General features: G+C 49.6%; 9 protein-coding genes. 5 read left to right on the top strand and 4 right to left on the bottom strand.

Features of this window, described 5'->3' with window-relative positions:
* Window positions 1-28: 28 nt before the first annotated feature.
* The 3 genes from H6F72_RS12210 to H6F72_RS12200 all read left to right on the top strand — a co-directional run bounded on the left by H6F72_RS12210 (window position 29) and on the right by H6F72_RS12200 (window position 3130).
* Window positions 29-1219 carry a glycosyltransferase gene (locus H6F72_RS12210; RefSeq protein ID WP_190435444.1) on the top strand — a complete coding sequence of 397 codons (1191 nt, stop codon included), beginning with the start codon at window positions 29-31 and terminating at the stop codon, window positions 1217-1219.
* On the top strand, window positions 1209-2738 hold the full coding sequence (locus tag H6F72_RS12205) for a glycoside hydrolase family 1 protein (protein ID WP_199295940.1): 1530 nt from the start codon (window positions 1209-1211) through the stop codon (window positions 2736-2738). The genes H6F72_RS12210 and H6F72_RS12205 overlap by 11 nt, the downstream gene beginning before the upstream one ends.
* 68 nt (window positions 2739-2806) lie before the next feature.
* Window positions 2807-3130: a multidrug efflux SMR transporter gene (locus tag H6F72_RS12200; protein WP_190435438.1), complete on the top strand. Its 324-nt coding sequence runs from the start codon at window positions 2807-2809 to the stop codon at window positions 3128-3130.
* On the opposite strand, the gene H6F72_RS12195 is transcribed toward H6F72_RS12200, so the two are convergent.
* Genes H6F72_RS12195 through H6F72_RS12185 form a run of 3 tightly spaced genes read right to left on the bottom strand, consistent with a single transcriptional unit; the run spans window position 3102 to window position 9454 of the window.
* Window positions 3102-7727 carry a CHAT domain-containing protein gene (locus tag H6F72_RS12195; RefSeq protein ID WP_190435436.1) on the bottom strand — a complete coding sequence of 1542 codons (4626 nt, stop codon included), beginning with the start codon at window positions 7725-7727 and terminating at the stop codon, window positions 3102-3104. The two genes, H6F72_RS12200 and H6F72_RS12195, sit on opposite strands and share 29 nt — an antisense overlap.
* 6 nt (window positions 7728-7733) lie before the next feature.
* Complete coding sequence (locus H6F72_RS12190; RefSeq protein WP_190435433.1) at window positions 7734-8777, bottom strand: DUF1822 family protein; 1044 nt, start codon at window positions 8775-8777, stop codon at window positions 7734-7736.
* A gap of 2 nt (window positions 8778-8779) precedes the next feature.
* Window positions 8780-9454 carry a hypothetical protein gene (locus H6F72_RS12185; protein ID WP_190435431.1) on the bottom strand — a complete coding sequence of 225 codons (675 nt, stop codon included), beginning with the start codon at window positions 9452-9454 and terminating at the stop codon, window positions 8780-8782.
* Between the two features lie 188 nt (window positions 9455-9642).
* Here H6F72_RS12185 and H6F72_RS12180 point away from each other — a divergent pair, with 188 nt between their 5' ends.
* Entirely contained in the window at window positions 9643-10356 is a 714-nt protein-coding gene (locus tag H6F72_RS12180) for an actin-binding WH2 domain-containing protein (protein ID WP_190435428.1), read from the top strand.
* Window positions 10357-10455: 99 nt separating this feature from the next.
* Entirely contained in the window at window positions 10456-13257 is a 2802-nt protein-coding gene (locus H6F72_RS12175) for a TIGR02921 family PEP-CTERM protein (RefSeq protein WP_190435425.1), read from the top strand.
* A gap of 67 nt (window positions 13258-13324) precedes the next feature.
* Here the strand turns inward: H6F72_RS12175 and H6F72_RS12170 are convergent.
* Window positions 13325-17466: cadherin-like domain-containing protein (locus H6F72_RS12170; protein WP_190435424.1), on the bottom strand; the 4142-nt coding region annotated here is incomplete at its 5' end.

The following is a 17466-nucleotide window of genomic DNA, read 5'->3' as shown; positions in this document are numbered from 1 at the left end:
CAGGCAACTCTTTCTTAAATGAGTCCCCATGACACGAATTTTAATTCTGTACTCTTCTTTAGGATCAGGGCATGTCAGCGCTGCCAGAGCCTTGAAGGACGCATTCGCTCGCTTTCCTGATGTAGAAGTGCTCAGTGAAGACGCCCTTACCTATGCCAGTTCAGTTTACCGCAACGCCATTACTCAACTTTATGAGCAACTAAGCGAAAAAGTGCCATTGCTCTACAAGGCGTTTTATGAAGGCAGTGACGTAGATGACCTGGAACGCGCTATTGACAGTAATCTCACTTGGGCTCGGTTGGAACGTCCCTTCTTTCGCAAGTTAGGGCAGTTTATCAAGAAAGCCGATCCTGATGTGGTGGTCTGTGTGCAGCAGATTCCCAGCCGCTTGTTACAACTCCTAGACCAGGAAGATGAAGTCTCCAAACCACAATATGTGGTTGTGACTGACACGATCGCCCACAGCACTTGGATTAACTATGGCGTGAATGGCTACTTCCTGCCGAATGATTTAAGTGCGAATTTTTTAGTGCAGCGGGGGGTAAATCCGCAATTGCTGCATGTAACGGGGATTCCAATTCACCTAGAGAGTACGAAGCCTAAGACTAAAGTCGCGGTGCGAGCGCAGCATGATCTACCTCTTGATGGCTCGATCATTACACTTTTTGGAGGTGGCCTAAACCCCAGGCGAGTCCGGACAATGGTTTCTAGTCTAGTGGAGTACTCCGGGGCGAGCATGGTAGTGTTGGTCGCTGGACGTAATGGTGATTTGTTAGAAGCAGTGTCCGATTTGGCGGACAACGATACAACTAAACTGCGTCGGCTGGGCATGATTGATCATGTGGATGATTTGATCGTAGCCAGCGACTTGACGATTACGAAAGCAGGGGGACTGATTACCAGCGAGATCTTGGCGCGGGGTACACCGATGGTGATTGTTGATCCAATTCCCGGTCAAGAGGAGCAAAATGCTGACGTAATTGCATCGGCGGGCGCAGGGGTGCAACTGCGACTTTTAGAAATGGTCACTCCAGCAGTTCAATATCTGCTACAGCATCCAGAGCGCCTAGCAGAGATGCGGCAGGCAGCTTTGGAAATTGGTCAGCCTGCGGCTGCTCTGAATATTGCTGAATATGTTCTCCACAATTGGCAATCTCACTACGTTTCTAAAGATTCGAATCTAGAACCCTATGCAGAACAACTCAACGATGTCACGTGAATCATTCTTGTGGGGAGTTGCCACCTCCGGTTACCAAAGCGAAGGGGGATATAACGGTCCTGGACAACCCCAGAACAACTGGTGTTGGAGTGAGTCGAAAGGCAGCGTGATGCCGACGGTAGGGGCGACTGAATTTTGGCATCGCTATGAAGAAGATTTTCAGCGTTGCCAAACCATTGGCTTAAACTCATTTCGCTTAGGCTTAGAGTGGGCCCGAATTCAACCTTCTAGCGATCGCCACCCCAGTTCTCTTCCAGCTTTTGACTACAGTGCCCTAGATGCCTATAGCGATCGCGTCGCGGCTTGTCGTCGATATGGCTTAGAGCCAGTCGTTACCTTACATCATTTCACTCATCCTGCGTGGTTAGGGATAGATGCCTGGCTAACTGAAGCGACTGTTGATTATTTTGTGGAATATGTCCGGGTGGCAGTTACACATATTAATCGCCGCCTAGTGGATCATCATCAACTGCCGCCGATCCATTGGTACATCACCATCAATGAACCGAATATTTTAGTTTCCAATACCTATTTGAGTCGGCAGTTTCCCTCGGATGCGGCAATGGGTTCGAGTATCGTCCTAGAGGCTTACAATCACATGTTGGCCGCTCATGTTCGAGCTTACAACTGTATCCATGACATCTATGTTGCCTCTGGGTGGACCACGCCACGAGTCTCTCTCAATACTTACTGTAGCGATCTTTATTGGTCAGAGAAAGTAATTTGGGATCTACTAGATTTACGCCAACATGATGTTAAGCCAAGAGATATTAAAGAGTATATTCATGACAAAGCGGATCAGTTAGAAACAGCGCTGCTAGAAGCAAAACTGCCCTTTCGACATAATTTGCCTTATCAACTGGGGCGCTTTACCCATTGGAGTGTGAATCGTTTAGGCTACCGCTTATTCAACCTTGAGCAGCTTGACTTATTTTTGCAGGAGCTAGAGCTTTCACCTCGGCCTCAGGTCATTGACTATCTAGCGATCGATTACTACGATCCGTTTATTGCTCATATTTTCCGTCTCCCCGCCTTCTCAGATTTCGAGTTTAAAACTAAGGGCTTCCGGGCTTGGCTGATGAGTGGCATTACCAGCAAGTGGTGGGATTGGCGCAGTTTACCCGAAGGTCTACATTTCTTCTGTAAATACTATTCCGAAGATCTCCGTAATCTTCCTATGATGATCGCTGAAAATGGTATGGCGCTGCGGCGGAAGCCAGATAACAGTGTAGCCACCCATCGGGCCGATCAACTTCGTCGTAGTGAGTTTCTTAAAGCCCATCTCCAGCAGGTGCAGCGGCTATTGCAGGAGTCTGTGCCCATGATTGGCTACATGCATTGGTCACTCACTGACAACTATGAGTGGGGTTCTTATACTCCACGTTTTGGTTTGTTTACCATTGACTTTGCTCACGGCAGCGATCGCTTGCTAGAAGACCACCTCGGCGATCGCCCCTCAGAAACTTATGCCCAATTAATTCAAGAAATTATGGCTGAGCGAGTGAATGTATCGGGATGACAATATCGTGATGGAGCGCAAGGATTCTAGTAGCTTAATAGGGAAAGGTTCTAAAGTGTTTGCCTCCAATGGATCAAAGCTGGGTGTTTCTTGCGTCTGCCATTCTTTGCGAGTTGATAGCAACTCTGTGCTTAAAGAAAACCAATGGTTTCGTTAATTCCAAATATCTATTGGGTTCTGTGATTGGCTATCCAGCCGCTTTTATCTGTTTTGGATTCTCTCTCAAAGGAATAGAAGTGAGTGTAGCCTACGCCATTTGGTCGGCAATTGGCATTGTGGGCACGACGATCTTGGGAGCAGCTTTGTTTGGTGAGAGCCTGAGCAATTTCAAGCTGGCCTGTATACTTCTGATCCTCTTTGGTATCATTGGCCTGAACGTCGCCAAAAGATAGCTTTTTTGATTTCTGACTTGAGTTGCCCGATGGCAGGCGGCGATGAACCTGGACATAACTGGCGATCGCGAGCATGTACTGTCGAGTTACTGCGTAGATAATCACTAACCCAATCACATCCTTGTTGCATCAGCCAGTCTAGTTCTAGGCTCCATAACACCACTTTTCCATTACTCACGGAAAGAATTTGTTGATTATCCAGGCCAAATGTTGCTCCGAAGACACTTCCGTTATATCCCTGAAGCGTCTTCAGCAGCGTGCCATCCAAGCTCCACAGTTTCACAGTGTTATCAGCACTTCCAGATACTAAGGTTTGGCCATCGGCACTGAAGCCGATGCTGGTGACAGTATTACTATGGCCCCGTAAAATGCTGAGCAATCTACCATCGATACTCCATAGCTTGATCAGATTGTCGGCACTGGCAGAAGCTAGCATTTGACCATTCGGGCTAAAGCTAATTGCTAGAACGCTGGAATTATGGCCTTCTAGGGTTTTCAAAGGCGAGCCATCTTTCCGCCATAGCCGAATCGTGCTGTCTTTGCCCGCAGAAGCTAAAATTTGCCCATCCGGACTAAAGCGAACAGTCAGAGCTAAATCTTGATGACCCCATAGAATGTGCAAGAGTTTTCCTGCCGAGTTCCATAGACGCACGGTGTGGTCGAAGCTGGCAGACGCTAATGTTTGCCCATCGGGGCCGAAGCTGACATCGTAAACCGCAGCGTTATGCCCTGTTATGGTGGTCAGCAAAGTGCCATCCTGTCGCCAAAGCTTCACCGTGCCATCACCGCTAGCCGAAGCCAGAGTTTTGGCATTGGGGCTAAAGCGAATACTGTAAACCGGAGCTGCGTGCCCTTGCCATTGATGCAGGAGCTTACCATTTGGCTGCCAAAGTTGGATCAGACCATCTCGGCTACCTGCTGCAATCGGGCGACTGCTGGGACTCAGACTGGTGATATTGCTGCGATCGCCAATAGTCTGTGAAGCGCGGCGCTGGAGTTGCCAGAGTTTAACGGTGCGATCGCCACTCCCAGAAGCGAGTAGTTGCCCATCCGGACTAAAGCTGACCGTTTCAATCCGTGAGCTATGACCCGGTAAAGTTTGGAGCAGCTTGCCCTTGAGATTCCAGAGTTTGACGGTGCGATCGCCGCCCACAGAAGCTAACCTTTTCCCATCCGAGCTAAAACTGATGGCTGTTACGGCGGCGCGGTGCCCTGACAAAACCTGAAGCATTGCTCCATCCACATCCCATAGGCGAATCTTTTGGTCATTACTAGCTGAAGCCAGCAGTTGGCCATTGGGGCTGAAGCGCACCATGTTCACTGTGCCCTTATGTCCTTTAAGGGTTTGTTGCAGGGTGCCATTGAGTCGCCAGACTTTGATGCTGCCGTCACCGTGGGCGGAGGCTAGTATCTGACCCTGGGGACTAAAGCTCAGGGACTGAATGCTATCTCCCTGAGCAGTCCAAGTTTTTAAGGGCGTACCATTGCGTTGCCACAGTTTGATCGTGCCGTCGCTAGTAGCTGAGGCGAGGGTCTTGCTATCGGGGCTAAAACTGACACTGGTTACTCCTGCGGCATGGCCACGCATAACTTGTAACGGCTTGCCATCGGCTTGCCACAATCGCACCGTTTGGTCAGCACTGCTCGATGCGATGAGTTTTCCATCGGGGCTAAACTGCACTGCCGTAACGCGATCGCCATGACCGGAGATCGTTTTTTGCAAGGTGCCATCCAACCGCCACAACAAAATGGTTCGGTCTGCACTGGCTGAGGCTAGGGTTTGACCGTTGGGGCTAAAGCTGACACTAGTAACCGAGTCTCGGTGTTGTTCCAGTCGTTGGCGCTCTTGCACTGTGTAGAGCGCTTGGAGGAGGGTCGAGGCAACTCGTATGCGCGTGGTGGGTGTTACGCCTGACGCATGTTGGAGTTGATTACCAGCTCGAAGAGCTTCTAACAAGGCATCGAAAGCTTTGTCAGAGGCCAGCAGGGCTTCCGAGGAAAAGCTTTGAGCACTGAGCTGAGCATTGTGGGTTTGGGTTTCTGCCCTTTCCCATTGCCAAGCTGCGATCGCTCCCAATCCCAGCGACCCAAGCAAACCCAAACTGAGACCCAAAATCACCCGTCGTCGGCTGCGATAACGCTCGGACTGTTCCTGCCGCTGGTAAGCTAAACTGCGCTGAATAAAGTCTTGCTCCTCTGAACTTAGATCTGCCGACTGCTCTTGCAACCAGAATTGGGCTTCCAGTAAAGGGGCACCCCGCAGCAAGGCTCCATCATCGCGATCGCTCACTTGCCATTGCCGAATCAGCGATCGCAGTCGCTCCTGCCACAACCGAAACGTCCGCACCTCTTCCATCCACTGGCGCAACCGCTGCCACTCCCGAATCAAGGCTTCATGTACCACTTCTGCGGTTTCTATGCCATCGGCACTGCGATTCGTCACCACCAATCGAGCATCAGCCAAGCGTCTGACCAAGGGCCAGTTAGTTTCGCCAATCTCACGGCGAGTGGCTAAGCGGCGGATATCGACACCACCTTCTCCAGGCCGTACCAACTGCGTCAACAAACGCTGCACCTGTTTTTGCTCAGCCGTAGCCAACTTTGCATAAACCTGCTCCGCATAAACGGCCAGTGCTTGATTGACTCCCCCGATCGCATCATAGGCAGCATGAGTTAACTCACCTCGTTGTTGCCGCTCCCACAGTAGAGTCAGTGCAAACTCTAGAAGTGGCAGGTTTCCGGGAGCTTGACTGATGCTCTCTAAAATCCGAATGGTGAGACCATCTGCAATTTTGACTTTCATTAAGGTGGCAGGCTGGGCGATCGCAGCTTCCAAGTCGGCAGCACTCATAGGGCCGATCAGTTCTGGAGCGAACTGACTCAAAGCATCAGCAAAAGGTCGGTAGGCTAGGGCTGATTCGAGGAAGTCTGCTCGTAGCGTCAAGACCAACGTACAGGCGGCCCCAGATGGCAGCAAAGCCAAGAGCTGATCGAGAAACTGCTGTCGTTCTGTATCCAGTTGGCAGAGGGTGTAGAGTTCCTCAAATTGATCCACCAACAGCAGTAATCGACTGGCAGCGGGGGATTTGTAAAGGATTTGCTCCATCACATCGGGCAGAGTTACAGTTCCTTGTTGCAGGGCAGCAGTCAGTTGATTGGCGGCGAGCAGTTGTTCTGTCTCACTCCGACCTGGCTCTAGCAGCGTCACGAACTGCTCCGCTAAGCGTAAAAAAGGCCGTTGGCTAGGACGTAAGCTGCAAATCAACCAATCTCCCTCCGCCCGCAACCGAGGAATTAGCCCTGCTGCCACCACCGAAGATTTACCGCTGCCAGAAGGCCCAACGATCGCGATTAAAGGTTGAGTGGGTGCTAGACGCAGCAGTTTGTTGGTAAAGGCTTCTCGCCCAAAGAAAAACGGCGTATCCGACTCTTGAAAGGCTGCTAAGCCGCGATAAGGACAAGGTGGGATTTGGGCTAAAGGAACTGACTGAACCCGCTGATCTACCGATTGGGTTTTGGGCTGCCAAACCATTGGTAGTTCGGCAGGATTTTGGCAAATAACGGGGAGCCAACTAGCGCAAGGAAACTCATCTTCTAATCCTTGCAACTGTTCTCTCGCTTGTCGCACTGCCAGATAGAGCGGTGCCCCTTGAGTAAAACTCGTGAGAAAGGCTTTCAAGAACTCCTGAGCCACCAAATCAGGCACAGGCTCTCGCATCACAATCATCTGTGGGATATGCAAAGCCTGTAGATCGTGGGCTAACCCCAAACCATCACAAGAGTTGAAAATGGCTAATTGAAGTCCCTGCGCGATCGCCTGCTGGAGGGCGTGTTTCAAGTCTCCTAACCCCAAACGTTGCTGAGGGTTGATCGCGATTTGGCCTGTGGCTCCATCCGACTGACTGGCACTATGTCCTGCAAAAAAGAGGATATCCCAGCCCTGGGAATCCCAGAGTTGTTGATTGAGTTCCCGGCGGTTAGGTTCTACCAAAAAGACAACTTCAGCCGTGGGGGCAAGTTGGGCCAGGAGTTGGCGATCGGCTTCTGTGTCGATTCCTGTCCGATTGCCCAACACTGCCAAAATCCGGATCTTGTCTCGGGCGATCGCAGGTCGGTCTAATCGTTCGTATCCAGGCGCACTGAGCGCGAGTTCTGCTTGAGGATAGCGCTCAAAAAAATCCCACCGATGCCAAGGCAAGCGGCGCAAGTGCAGATCTTCAACCTGCAAAATCAGCCGAATCAGGTCAGCAGGCGACAGTTTTTCCAGCAGCTTCTCACGGACAGGACGAAACAAGTCAGCACTGAGCCAATGATTGAGATTAGCACTTAAAGCTTGGGCGGCATCTTGACAGAGTGTGGTGAAGGAGACTCGGTTCACTTGCCCTGAGGGAGCTTCAATCCGTAAGTTGAATTGCCATCCCAAAGCGATATAAGCCGTTTGCCAGCGCTGGTAGTCTTCCAAGATGGTGGGGTTGGGCGGGAGAAATCCAGTAATCTCTGTACTAGGGCGATCGCCTTCCGCACCAATCTGCAACGTTACTGGAAAGCCCCGCTCAAAATCACCTGCACCCAGCTTGAAGATAACTAGCTTCCCCATCGCCATTCAAATCACAAACTTTTCGGTGACGCTGACATCTCCTAGGACTAATCTGACATGGAATTGTTCGCCTGTCTTACCTCTGAGTAACAACTGAATGAAGTTATCGGTTTGGTGACTATGCACCGCTAAGGGAGTACCGCTAGCATCCAAAACTGGTTGATTTGCTGCATCCAACACGATGAGTTGCAGATTTGGCGGGAGAAACCGTTGCTCGCGAGTCGGATGAACTCGCAAGAGCACTTCATGTTTAATCTCAGAAGTATCTGCTAAAGGAGTGACTCCCACAACTAGGGCGGCTACATGAGCAGTGGGTTGCCCTCCTAACTCAATTAACTTTCCTCGTCGTATACCTGTTAATGGCTCCAAGCTAGCTTCAGAAGAGGCAATAGCGGGTGAAGAGCGATCGCCTCTAAAGTTAAAAGCTGGGCGTAGATCGCCGCCAAACAAATCTTCCCAAGTTTGCCAGCCTACCTCAAAAGTGTTCTGTAGCCATCGACCTAAATTCACGGGTACAGTTGGAGCCGCAATGTGTGGTTCTGGGGCAGAAGTTGCTTGGATGCTTTGAAGGTGATGCAAGTGGGCTACTAAGTTAGCGAGAGCTTGGAACTCGGTGAGAGGCAGTTGGGTGGGAGGAGAAGGTGAGGGGGCGATCGCCGGAACAAAACCCACCAATCGCACAGCATCGAGCTGCGTCTGAAATTGCACGCCAACGTAACCAATGCGCTGGTCTAATGTTTCTGGTGGTAAGTGGCAAACAGTGGCTTCAGGTAGAATGGGGCGGCACTCTAGCTTTCCCAAGTCGGGAATCACTAGATCAGCCACATCTAGTACTGCTTGCAAATGAAGCTGCCAACTGTCTCCTTGACTGAGATCTGTGGCAATGCGAATCCAGCGGAGATAGGTGTGAACGGCGTAGACCGCCAAAGTATTGAGATAAACCCGCTTGCCATGATGCGGATTGATTTGCTCAGCGGCGAATTTCCGCGCCCAAGCATGGGCATCGCGGCTGAGAGGAACGGTGAGGAGTGGAGTGTGAGTGCTGTTCATACCTATTTATCGGGTTGGTAGCCGAAATTTTGGGCGATTTCTTGCAACAAAGGTAAAACTTTCTGTTTCCAATGCCAGTAAAGCGCTTGGTAAGGCACTTCTAGCTCACGGGCGATCGCCGTTAATTTGTCTGGCGGCGACTTCAACAGTAAGCGTTGAGTCAGGAATTGAGCATGAGCTTGAGGATAAGCGCCGGGATGGCATTGCCGCAATTTAGCTTCAGGGTCTTGCTCGACATATTGCTGCAACTGCTGACCCACCCGCATAGCTCGGCGCTGTTGCTGTTTTTGTTCAATCTCGGCATCTAGTTCCCAGATAGTGCAAGCAGCCGTGGCGGGCAGGTCTACTTCTAAAGGTAACGGAGTTGGCTGAGTAGGACTGTGGAGTTCTTGGACTCGATATTTTAAGCGGAGTTTTTTATTGATCCAGGCGACTAGACTCGTTTCAAAAGACAAATTCGGTTGGGGCTGAAACTCGCTACAGAGGCGATCGCCCAACTCGCTCAGCGTTTCGTTGAGGACATCGGCATAGTTGGGATGACTAGAGCGCGCCAAACCGGGCAGAGCCAGCACTTGGGTCAGCAAAAGCGTCATGGCTTGTTGCCATTGCCAAGTTTGAGGAGTCGCTTGGCAGACTGCCGCAACTAGTTGCCTCAGTTGTTCGTCCCGTTCACTCATGGCTGCTCAATGATCTCTACATGCACCACTGAATGGCACTACTTCATGGCTTCTTATTGATAAACCATTTCGTTTCATTCGCCAATATAAAGTTTCAGTAAAGCCTGAGTGTAACTCCCAAAATTTGTTTGCGATCGCCTGAGAGAAAAGTGAACTGCTGGCTACAGCAAATCGCAGAGGGAGAAAATATGGGGCACGCTAGGGGTCAGGTTGGAGGGCATGTTGGGGGTTACTTTGGGATATTGATGCAGCTCTTGCGCGATCGCCCAGGGTTTATGGAGGAAGTAAATCAGGGAATTAAGCTAGAACAAAAAATTATTGCCCTGCTGGTTGCCAGCTCGATTTTATTTACAGTTTATGGAGCCGTGATTGGTTCTTTTACAGGCGGGCTGCAAATTGTAGCTTCTGCCATCAAGTTACCTGCGTTGTACTTAATTACTTTGGTAATTTGCCTGCCGACGCTGTATTTCTTCAATATCCTTTTTGGCTCCAACCGCAGCTTTGCTCAACATTTTGCCTTGTTATTGTCGTCTGTTTCACTGATCAGCTTGTTGCTCTGTAGCTTTGCCCCCATCACTCTCTTTTTTCGTCTGTCGGTTATAGACTACGAGTTCTTTAAGCTCCTCAATGTGGTGATTTTCGCGGTGACTGGCCTAATTGGCGTGAATGCTTTCTATCAGGCAATGCGACCCACCGAACTAGAGAGCCAAACAGACACTAAAACTCGACAGAAAATTTTGCAGCTTTGGCTGGTGCTCTATGGCTTTGTGGGTAGCCAAATGGGATGGATTTTAAGGCCCTTCTTCGGCGCACCCAACAAAGATTTTGAGCTGTTTCGGAACTTGGAAGGCAACATTTACTCCCATGTTTTAGATGCCGTGAAAAATATTTTAGGGTTCTGAAAGTTTTACCTCGCTTCTATCTTGGTCTCTTTTGCTAAATCGTCCTTGTTAGATCACCGCTCATAAACTCGTCAAATTTACTGCTGCTGGAGTTCGAGCATGAAAAATTTTCTCCATGCTATATTCCATACCGTCTTTTGGGTTTGGAACATTGCATTTTTATTCATTGTCTCTGCTGGGCTCTTACCTCAACTAGGTGTTTATCTACTCGAAGAGAATCTTGCAGATCCTTGGATCACAGAGTCACTGTTGACTTTGGCGATTTTAATTGTTGTTTCCACAATGGCTACTGCTGTAGGGTTGCGGAGGTTTCGCGCTCAACCTCTACAACTAATGCGCTTATTTTTTGGCGTAGAAGTGCCGCTCCTGCTACTCTGTCTGTTGCGGCTATTTATTTGGCAGCGGCTGAATCCTGCAAGCACTTTAATTCTCGGTACTGCAGTTGTTGGCATTGTCGCTTTTTACCTAGAGTTACTCTATGGCTATGCCAGACGGAATCGAGCGATCGCCAGCATACAAGTGATTGCTCATACTTTTTTGATTGGCTTGAGCGTCTACGCTGGACTCGTCATATTGTCTTACAGCGTTCCTGCAACTCCTGCATTGGTCCTTTGGTTTTTCACCTTTGAATGGGTAAAACCTCTAATGGAATCCTGGAACTGGGAATACTGGTGGGCAGGGGCAGGTGGCATCCTGCTAGGGTTCAGCGCCTTTTTGTTTCTCCTCTTTCCCTTTGAGTTAGGTAGTTCTTACATCCGCTCCGGGCACCGAGTCCTCAAAGCTTTTGCAGAACAGTACGGCCAGAAGAAGGCACTGCAAATCGCGATCGCAGGGTTAACCGCTTGGTTAGTGCTATTTCTCTCTTTTCTACAACAGCCGCAAATTCAAGCTTTTAAGTTACTATCAAGCCCACCTGAGACAGACCGCGATCGCCAAGCTCTTGTAGCTAAATCAGATGTGATCCGGGCGGGTTTGCTCAATGCTTATTTGGCAGACTATCGATATCTTGGTTATTCAGAGAACAGCTACTACATCACTGACACATTTCTGCCAGAACCCATCGCTCAGTTTTGGCGAGAAGCGAACAATTGTCTCTTCGCACCATTCTTATATCAAGGCTCTTACAACGATCGCGAGAGAGCTGAGAAGCTTTACGCTCAATTCTTTGATACTCCGATTGAAAAGGCAGAAGCCGACACGATTCGACCGATTCTCAGAATTGCCGAAGCTCCTTGGCGGCAATCGCCAGAGGCCAGCTTGTTGGCGATCGATCAGGAGAATGTTTGGCTGCGATCGCAACAGCTAAAAGTTACCGAGCAGGGGGACTGGGCTGAGGTAGAGCTGTACGAGGTTTACCAAAATGAAACACCGCAACAGCAGGAAATTCGCTATGCCTTTACACTGCCAGAGACAGCCGTTCTCACTGGGATCTGGTTGGGAGATACTGCTAACCTGGACCAGCGTTTTGTGTTTCAAGTCTCCCCACGGGGAGCCGCTGAGCAGGTTTACACCACAGAAGTTAGACGCCGCGTTGATCCAGCATTATTAGAACAGGTAGGGCCGCAGCAATACCGTCTGCGGGCATTTCCTATTCCTCCTAAACCATTGCCTGGAGCAGAGGTACCCAGCGATCGCCCTACTGAGATGCATCTGTGGCTGACTTACAAAGTGATGCGACAACCTCAAGGTTGGGCCTTACCGCAACTCACTGAGAAGCGCAATGTCTTTTGGAACCGCAAAACCCAACGTCTCTATAATGGGCAGTCACCTTTATTAAATCAAGTAGATTGGCTACCAGCTTTTCTACCAGCGATCGACACAGTTATCCCTCTTTCGCATCAAGTTGAACTAGGAAATTATCAGGTTTCGGTGAAACCAGTCACTCTCAAAGACTACACATCTTTGCAAAATAAACGGTTTGCTGTTGTAGTAGATAGCTCCTACAGTATGTCCGCTCGTGCCAAAGAACTCAATCAGACAGTCGAGTGGCTAAAACAACACGGGTTTGCTGACAATAACCTCGCCAATAATGATGCGGATCTCTATATCACTGGAGCTGCTAATGCGAAACCCCAACGCATTGATGATATTCGTCAGTTCAATCCAGCCAAAATAGCCTTCTACGGCACCTTGCAACCAACCCAGATGTTGCGACAATACTCCCGCCTACAGGGTGACACTGCTTATGATGGTGTCTTGTTGCTAACAGATGGTGGTAGCTACGAACTAGGCAAGAATCAGCAAAAAGCGATCGCGACTCTCTCTGCTCCTTTATGGATGGTGCATTTGGGAGAACAACCGATCGCGTATGACGACACCATCCTCAAAATTATCCAGGCCAATGGTGGGGGTACGGCTTCTGATCTTCCCACAGCTCTGCAACGCCAAGCGACTCAAGCGGCTTTAGGGCCAGAAGTTGTCACAGTGGCAGATGGCTATGCCTGGTTTGTTGAAAAGCCAGCTTCACCTCCAACTGCATCTCCAGACACTTCTCCTTCAGAAAGTGCTCAGGATAAGCCTGCGAGTAATCAAGCTAAACCCCCACGTTTTACTCCCAAAAATCCAGATACCTTCGCTCCTCTAGCCGCACGACAGCTCATTTTGGCTTTAAGCAAAGACATGGCGAACCCTGAACTTGCCCAGCTAGATACGGTTCATGCGATCGCGAAACAACTCAAGATCGTGAGTCCTTATTCCTCTATGATCGTACTGGTCAACGATGAGCAGAGAGAAGCTTTGCGCCAAGCTGAGCTAAATAAAGACCGCTTCAATCGCGTAGGCGACAATGACAGCCCAGAAAATATGGAGAGTACTCCAGAACCAGGAATAATACTTGCGATAGCTGCGATCGCCCTACTGCTGATCAGCCGTCGCCCACGTCGTCGGTTGGTGATGCGCTAGGGATACCTGAGATAGTTAAACTGCGATCGCCTTTACTAAGACTAGAGAGGCGATCGCAGTTTATGTGCTACACGACGCTGATGAAGTCGGCTTGGGTAATCAGACTAGAGTTAACTCCTGACAAGATTGCTAGCACGTCTCCACCGTTCTTAGCGATGAGCGTATTGCCGTTGCTAGAGCTAACCGTTAGTTGCCCGAAAGTCAGACCCTCAGCTAAACCAATTTGGTCTTCGCCATCAGTGAAGTCCTGAATGGTGTCTGTGCCATTTTGGGAAATTAGCACAAAGGTATCACGTCCTAAACCACCGTTCAGCAGGTCATTACCACGTCCACCATACAGCCAGTCTTTACCTTCTCCACCTTGTAAGTTATCTATACCATTGCCACCCAACAACTTATCGTCCCCAGCAAAACCTCGTAAGATATCATCACCATTGCCGCCGTTGAGCACATCATCTCCAGCCGTACCGTTCATGGTATCTTGGCCGTTGCCGCCATCGTCAACCATGCCAACCAATACACTCACAAATGCGATATCAGTTCCGCCCTTACCATCACTGAGAGTATATTCAAAGCTGGCAGTTGCGACGTTGGCATTCGCTGTGAAGACGACATTGCCGTTACTATCGAGGGCAACTGTACCGTTTTGAGCATTTTGAACTTGAGTTAGGTTGAGGGCATCTCCTTCAATGTCAGCATCGTTAGCGAGTAAGTCAGCCGCCAGGATGGTTTTAGCTGTGCTTTGACGAGCGGTGACGATGTCATTGATGGCATCTGGGTTATCATTCACAGCATTAATCGTGAGATTCACGGTAGCTGTGCTGGTTGCACCCTCGCGATCGCGCATCGTGTAAGCGAAGCTATCTACCCCGTTGTAGTTGGCATTGGGGGTGTAGGTGTAGGTGCCATTGCCATTGTCAACCAACCCGCCTTGGCTTGGCTGTGTGACTGTGGTAACGCTGAGCATATCGCCCAAATCTACATCTACATCGTTTCCTAAGAGGGTCGCTGCACTGATCACCAAGGGGATGTCTTCACTTGTGATGAGGTTATCGTTAGTAGCAGTGGGAGCATCGTTGGTGCCACTGATGGTGACCTGGACGCTGGTCGCGGTGCCATCAACTGCCTTGACGGTGAAGGTGTCAGCAACTGAATCACCTACATTGAGAGAGTTGTAGGCTTCGTTAGCGGCGTAAGACCAGGTGCCATCCTTGTCGATGGAGAACTGACCATAGCTACCAGCCACATCAGCTTGAGCCACAAACTCAGCTGTATTGTCCACATCGCTGATGCTTAGCTTGCCGCTGGTTGAGAGCACTGCATTGGTCTCGCTCAGTGCGACATTAGCTGAGGAGAGAACTGCTGCATCATTGACAGGAGCCAGCGCAAAGGACTGAGTTGCTGCTCTAGAACCACCTTTACCATCGACTACGTTGTAGTTCAATGTCACCGAGCCGTTGAAGTTAGCAGGCGGCGTGAAAACATAATTGCCATTGCTATCTGCCGTTAGTACTACATCATTAGCGGTGAGATTGCTGACTGAGAAGGAATCACCGTCCACATCGCTGAAACCTGCTAGTAGATCAGCTTTGTTGATGGTATAGGCGGTGTCTTCGGTTCCAGAAGTTAAGGTTACGGTTGGCGAACCTGTTGGAGCATCATTGGTGCCAGTGATGGTGACGGTAATCTCTTGGGTGGCTGTACTGTCGATTGAGGTGACGGTGAATTTTTCAAGCTTGGTGACGTTTTGTCCCAGAGATTGCACGGCGCTGTTGTCAACGTTGTAAGCCCATGCACCTGCTTCGGTAATAGTGAGACTGCCTAAGACGCTGCCCACTGGGGTCACCGTGGTGCTGAACTTCGCGTCGCCTGTATCTCGATCGCTCACACTCAAAGTACCACTGGCAGTCAACGCACCATCAATAACAGTGATGTCTTCAGTAACAGATCCGATTTGCGTACCACTAATGCTGGCAGTATCATTGACACCTGCGAGGTCGATGGTGAGTTTTTGAGTGGCAGTGGCACCCGAAGCATCTGTGACTAGTAACGTGAATGCCTCTGAAGAGTTGTCTTTGAGAGCTTCGATCGCGTCATCATTCGGGGTGAAGGTGTAAGCACCTGTCTCTTTATCGACCGTTAATGTGCCGTAAAGTCCAGTTTTCGAGATGGTTCCGTCGTTGTTGTCATCTCCTTCGGTAATGCCATAAGTAGCAGTATCTCCGACATCTGGATCAGTGCTGGTCAGCTCACCGCCAAATACATCAAAACTGTCATCATTACTGGAATCAGTGTAGGAGATGCTAGTGGCAGTGGCATCTAACGTGGGTGCATCATTAGTGTTGGAGATCGCAAGGGTAAAGATATCCTCTATTGCTGCACCTGAACCATCTGTTGCAATGACCTTGACGCTGAAGCTATCAACATCACCATTTTCAGGAGTACCGCTGAAGGTTCTAGTTGTGGTATCAAAAGTTAGCCAAAGTGGTAGAGCAGAACCATCTACTAATGTTGCGCTATAAGTGAGGGTGTTTCCTGCATCGACATCAGTGAAGGTATCAGAAGGAATCGTAAAGCTAAAGGCAGTATCTTCCTTTGCAGTTTGGTCAGCGATCGCATTGGCTACGACTGGAGCATCGTTGACCGGAGCAATCGTGATAGATTGTGTTGCCGTAACACTGCCACCATTCCCATCGACTACGCTGTAGCTGAGGTTGATGGTGCCGTTGAAGTTCTCGGTAGGGATGAAGGTGTAGCTACCATTGTTGTTATCAATTAAAGCTCCATTGGTCGCAGCTAGATCCGCGATAGAAAGGATATCTCCATCCATATCGCTGAAGTCTTGCAGCAAATCAGCAACATTAATGATATAGGCAGTGTCTTCTTTGCTGTTGGGTAGGGCTGCGGGTGTGCTTGTTAAAGTTGGTACGTCATTAATGCTAGCGATCGCCAGGGTGAAGGTTGTGGAGGTTGTGGCATAAGTCTTGCCATCAAAGCCATTCCAGCCAAAGCTGACAGTACCATTGAAATTGGCAGCAGGAACAAAGGTGAGTGTGTCAAGGGCGGAAACAGCAACTTCCTGATTGAGAATAACAGCGTTCTCACCTAACTTGAGAATGCCATTAGCAGGTAGAGCTGTGATTTTAATCTTGCTTAAGCTATCACCATCAGCATCACTGAAAGCAGTTGTAAAGTCGCTAATTGTGAAAGTAATGGGAGTATCTTCATTGCCTAACTTACTTATACTGCTAAGAACAGGAGCGTCATTAGTGACATCCAATACCCATAGCTCTGGGCCATTTGCTCCGTTGTCTGCGGAGAGATATAAATTGTCATTCTCAAAGCCAAGAATAACTGGGTTGGAACTACTTACACCGGAGTTGAAATCAACAACGAGTTCTGGTGAATTTGTTTGTGGATTAATCTTCCACAGCTCTCTGCCATTACTACTATTAGTAGCAACAAAATAAAGTGTGCCGTTGACATTAGTCAGATTGTCAGGAGAGGAACTGCCTGTCCCTACTTCAATCTCTAGGCGCACTGGGCTACCGGTGGCGGGGTCAATCTTCCACAGTTCAGAGCCATTGGTGCTGTTGTAGGCACGGAAGTAGAGGGTGCCATTGACGTTGGTTAGAGAGGAGGGATCGGAACTGTTAGGAGAGTAGCCACCAGAGTAATAGTCATAGTAGCTAGATGTGCCTGGATAGATATCACTGACAAGGACTGGACTACCCGTGCTGGAGTCAATCTTCCACAATTCGTAGCCATTGGTGCTGTTGTAGGCACGGAAGTAGAGGGTGCCATCGACGTTGGTTAGAGAGGAGGGATAGGAACTGTTAGGAGAGTAGCCACCAGAGTAATAGTCATAGTAGCTAGATGTGCCTGGATAGATATCACTGACAAGGACTGGACTACCCGTGCTGGAGTCAATCTTCCACAATTCGTAGCCATTGGTGCTGTTGTAGGCACGGAAGTAGAGGGTGCCATCGACGTTGGTTAGAGAGGAGGGATAGGAACTGCCTGGACCTGCTTCAATCTCTAGGCGTACTGGGTTACTCGTGGCGGGGTCAATCTTCCACAGTTCAGAGCCATTGGCGCTGTTGGTGGCACTGAAGTAGAGGGTGCCATTGACATTAGTCAGATTGTAGGGAGAGGAACTGCCTGTACCTGCTTCAATCTCTAGGCGCACTGGGTTACCCGTGGTGGGGT

The sequence above is a fragment of the Trichocoleus sp. FACHB-46 genome, from assembly GCF_014695385.1.
Classification (GTDB): Bacteria; Cyanobacteriota; Cyanobacteriia; order FACHB-46; family FACHB-46; genus Trichocoleus.
Note: the sequence above shows the minus strand (reverse complement) of the source record. Positions and strands in the feature narration are given on the sequence as shown.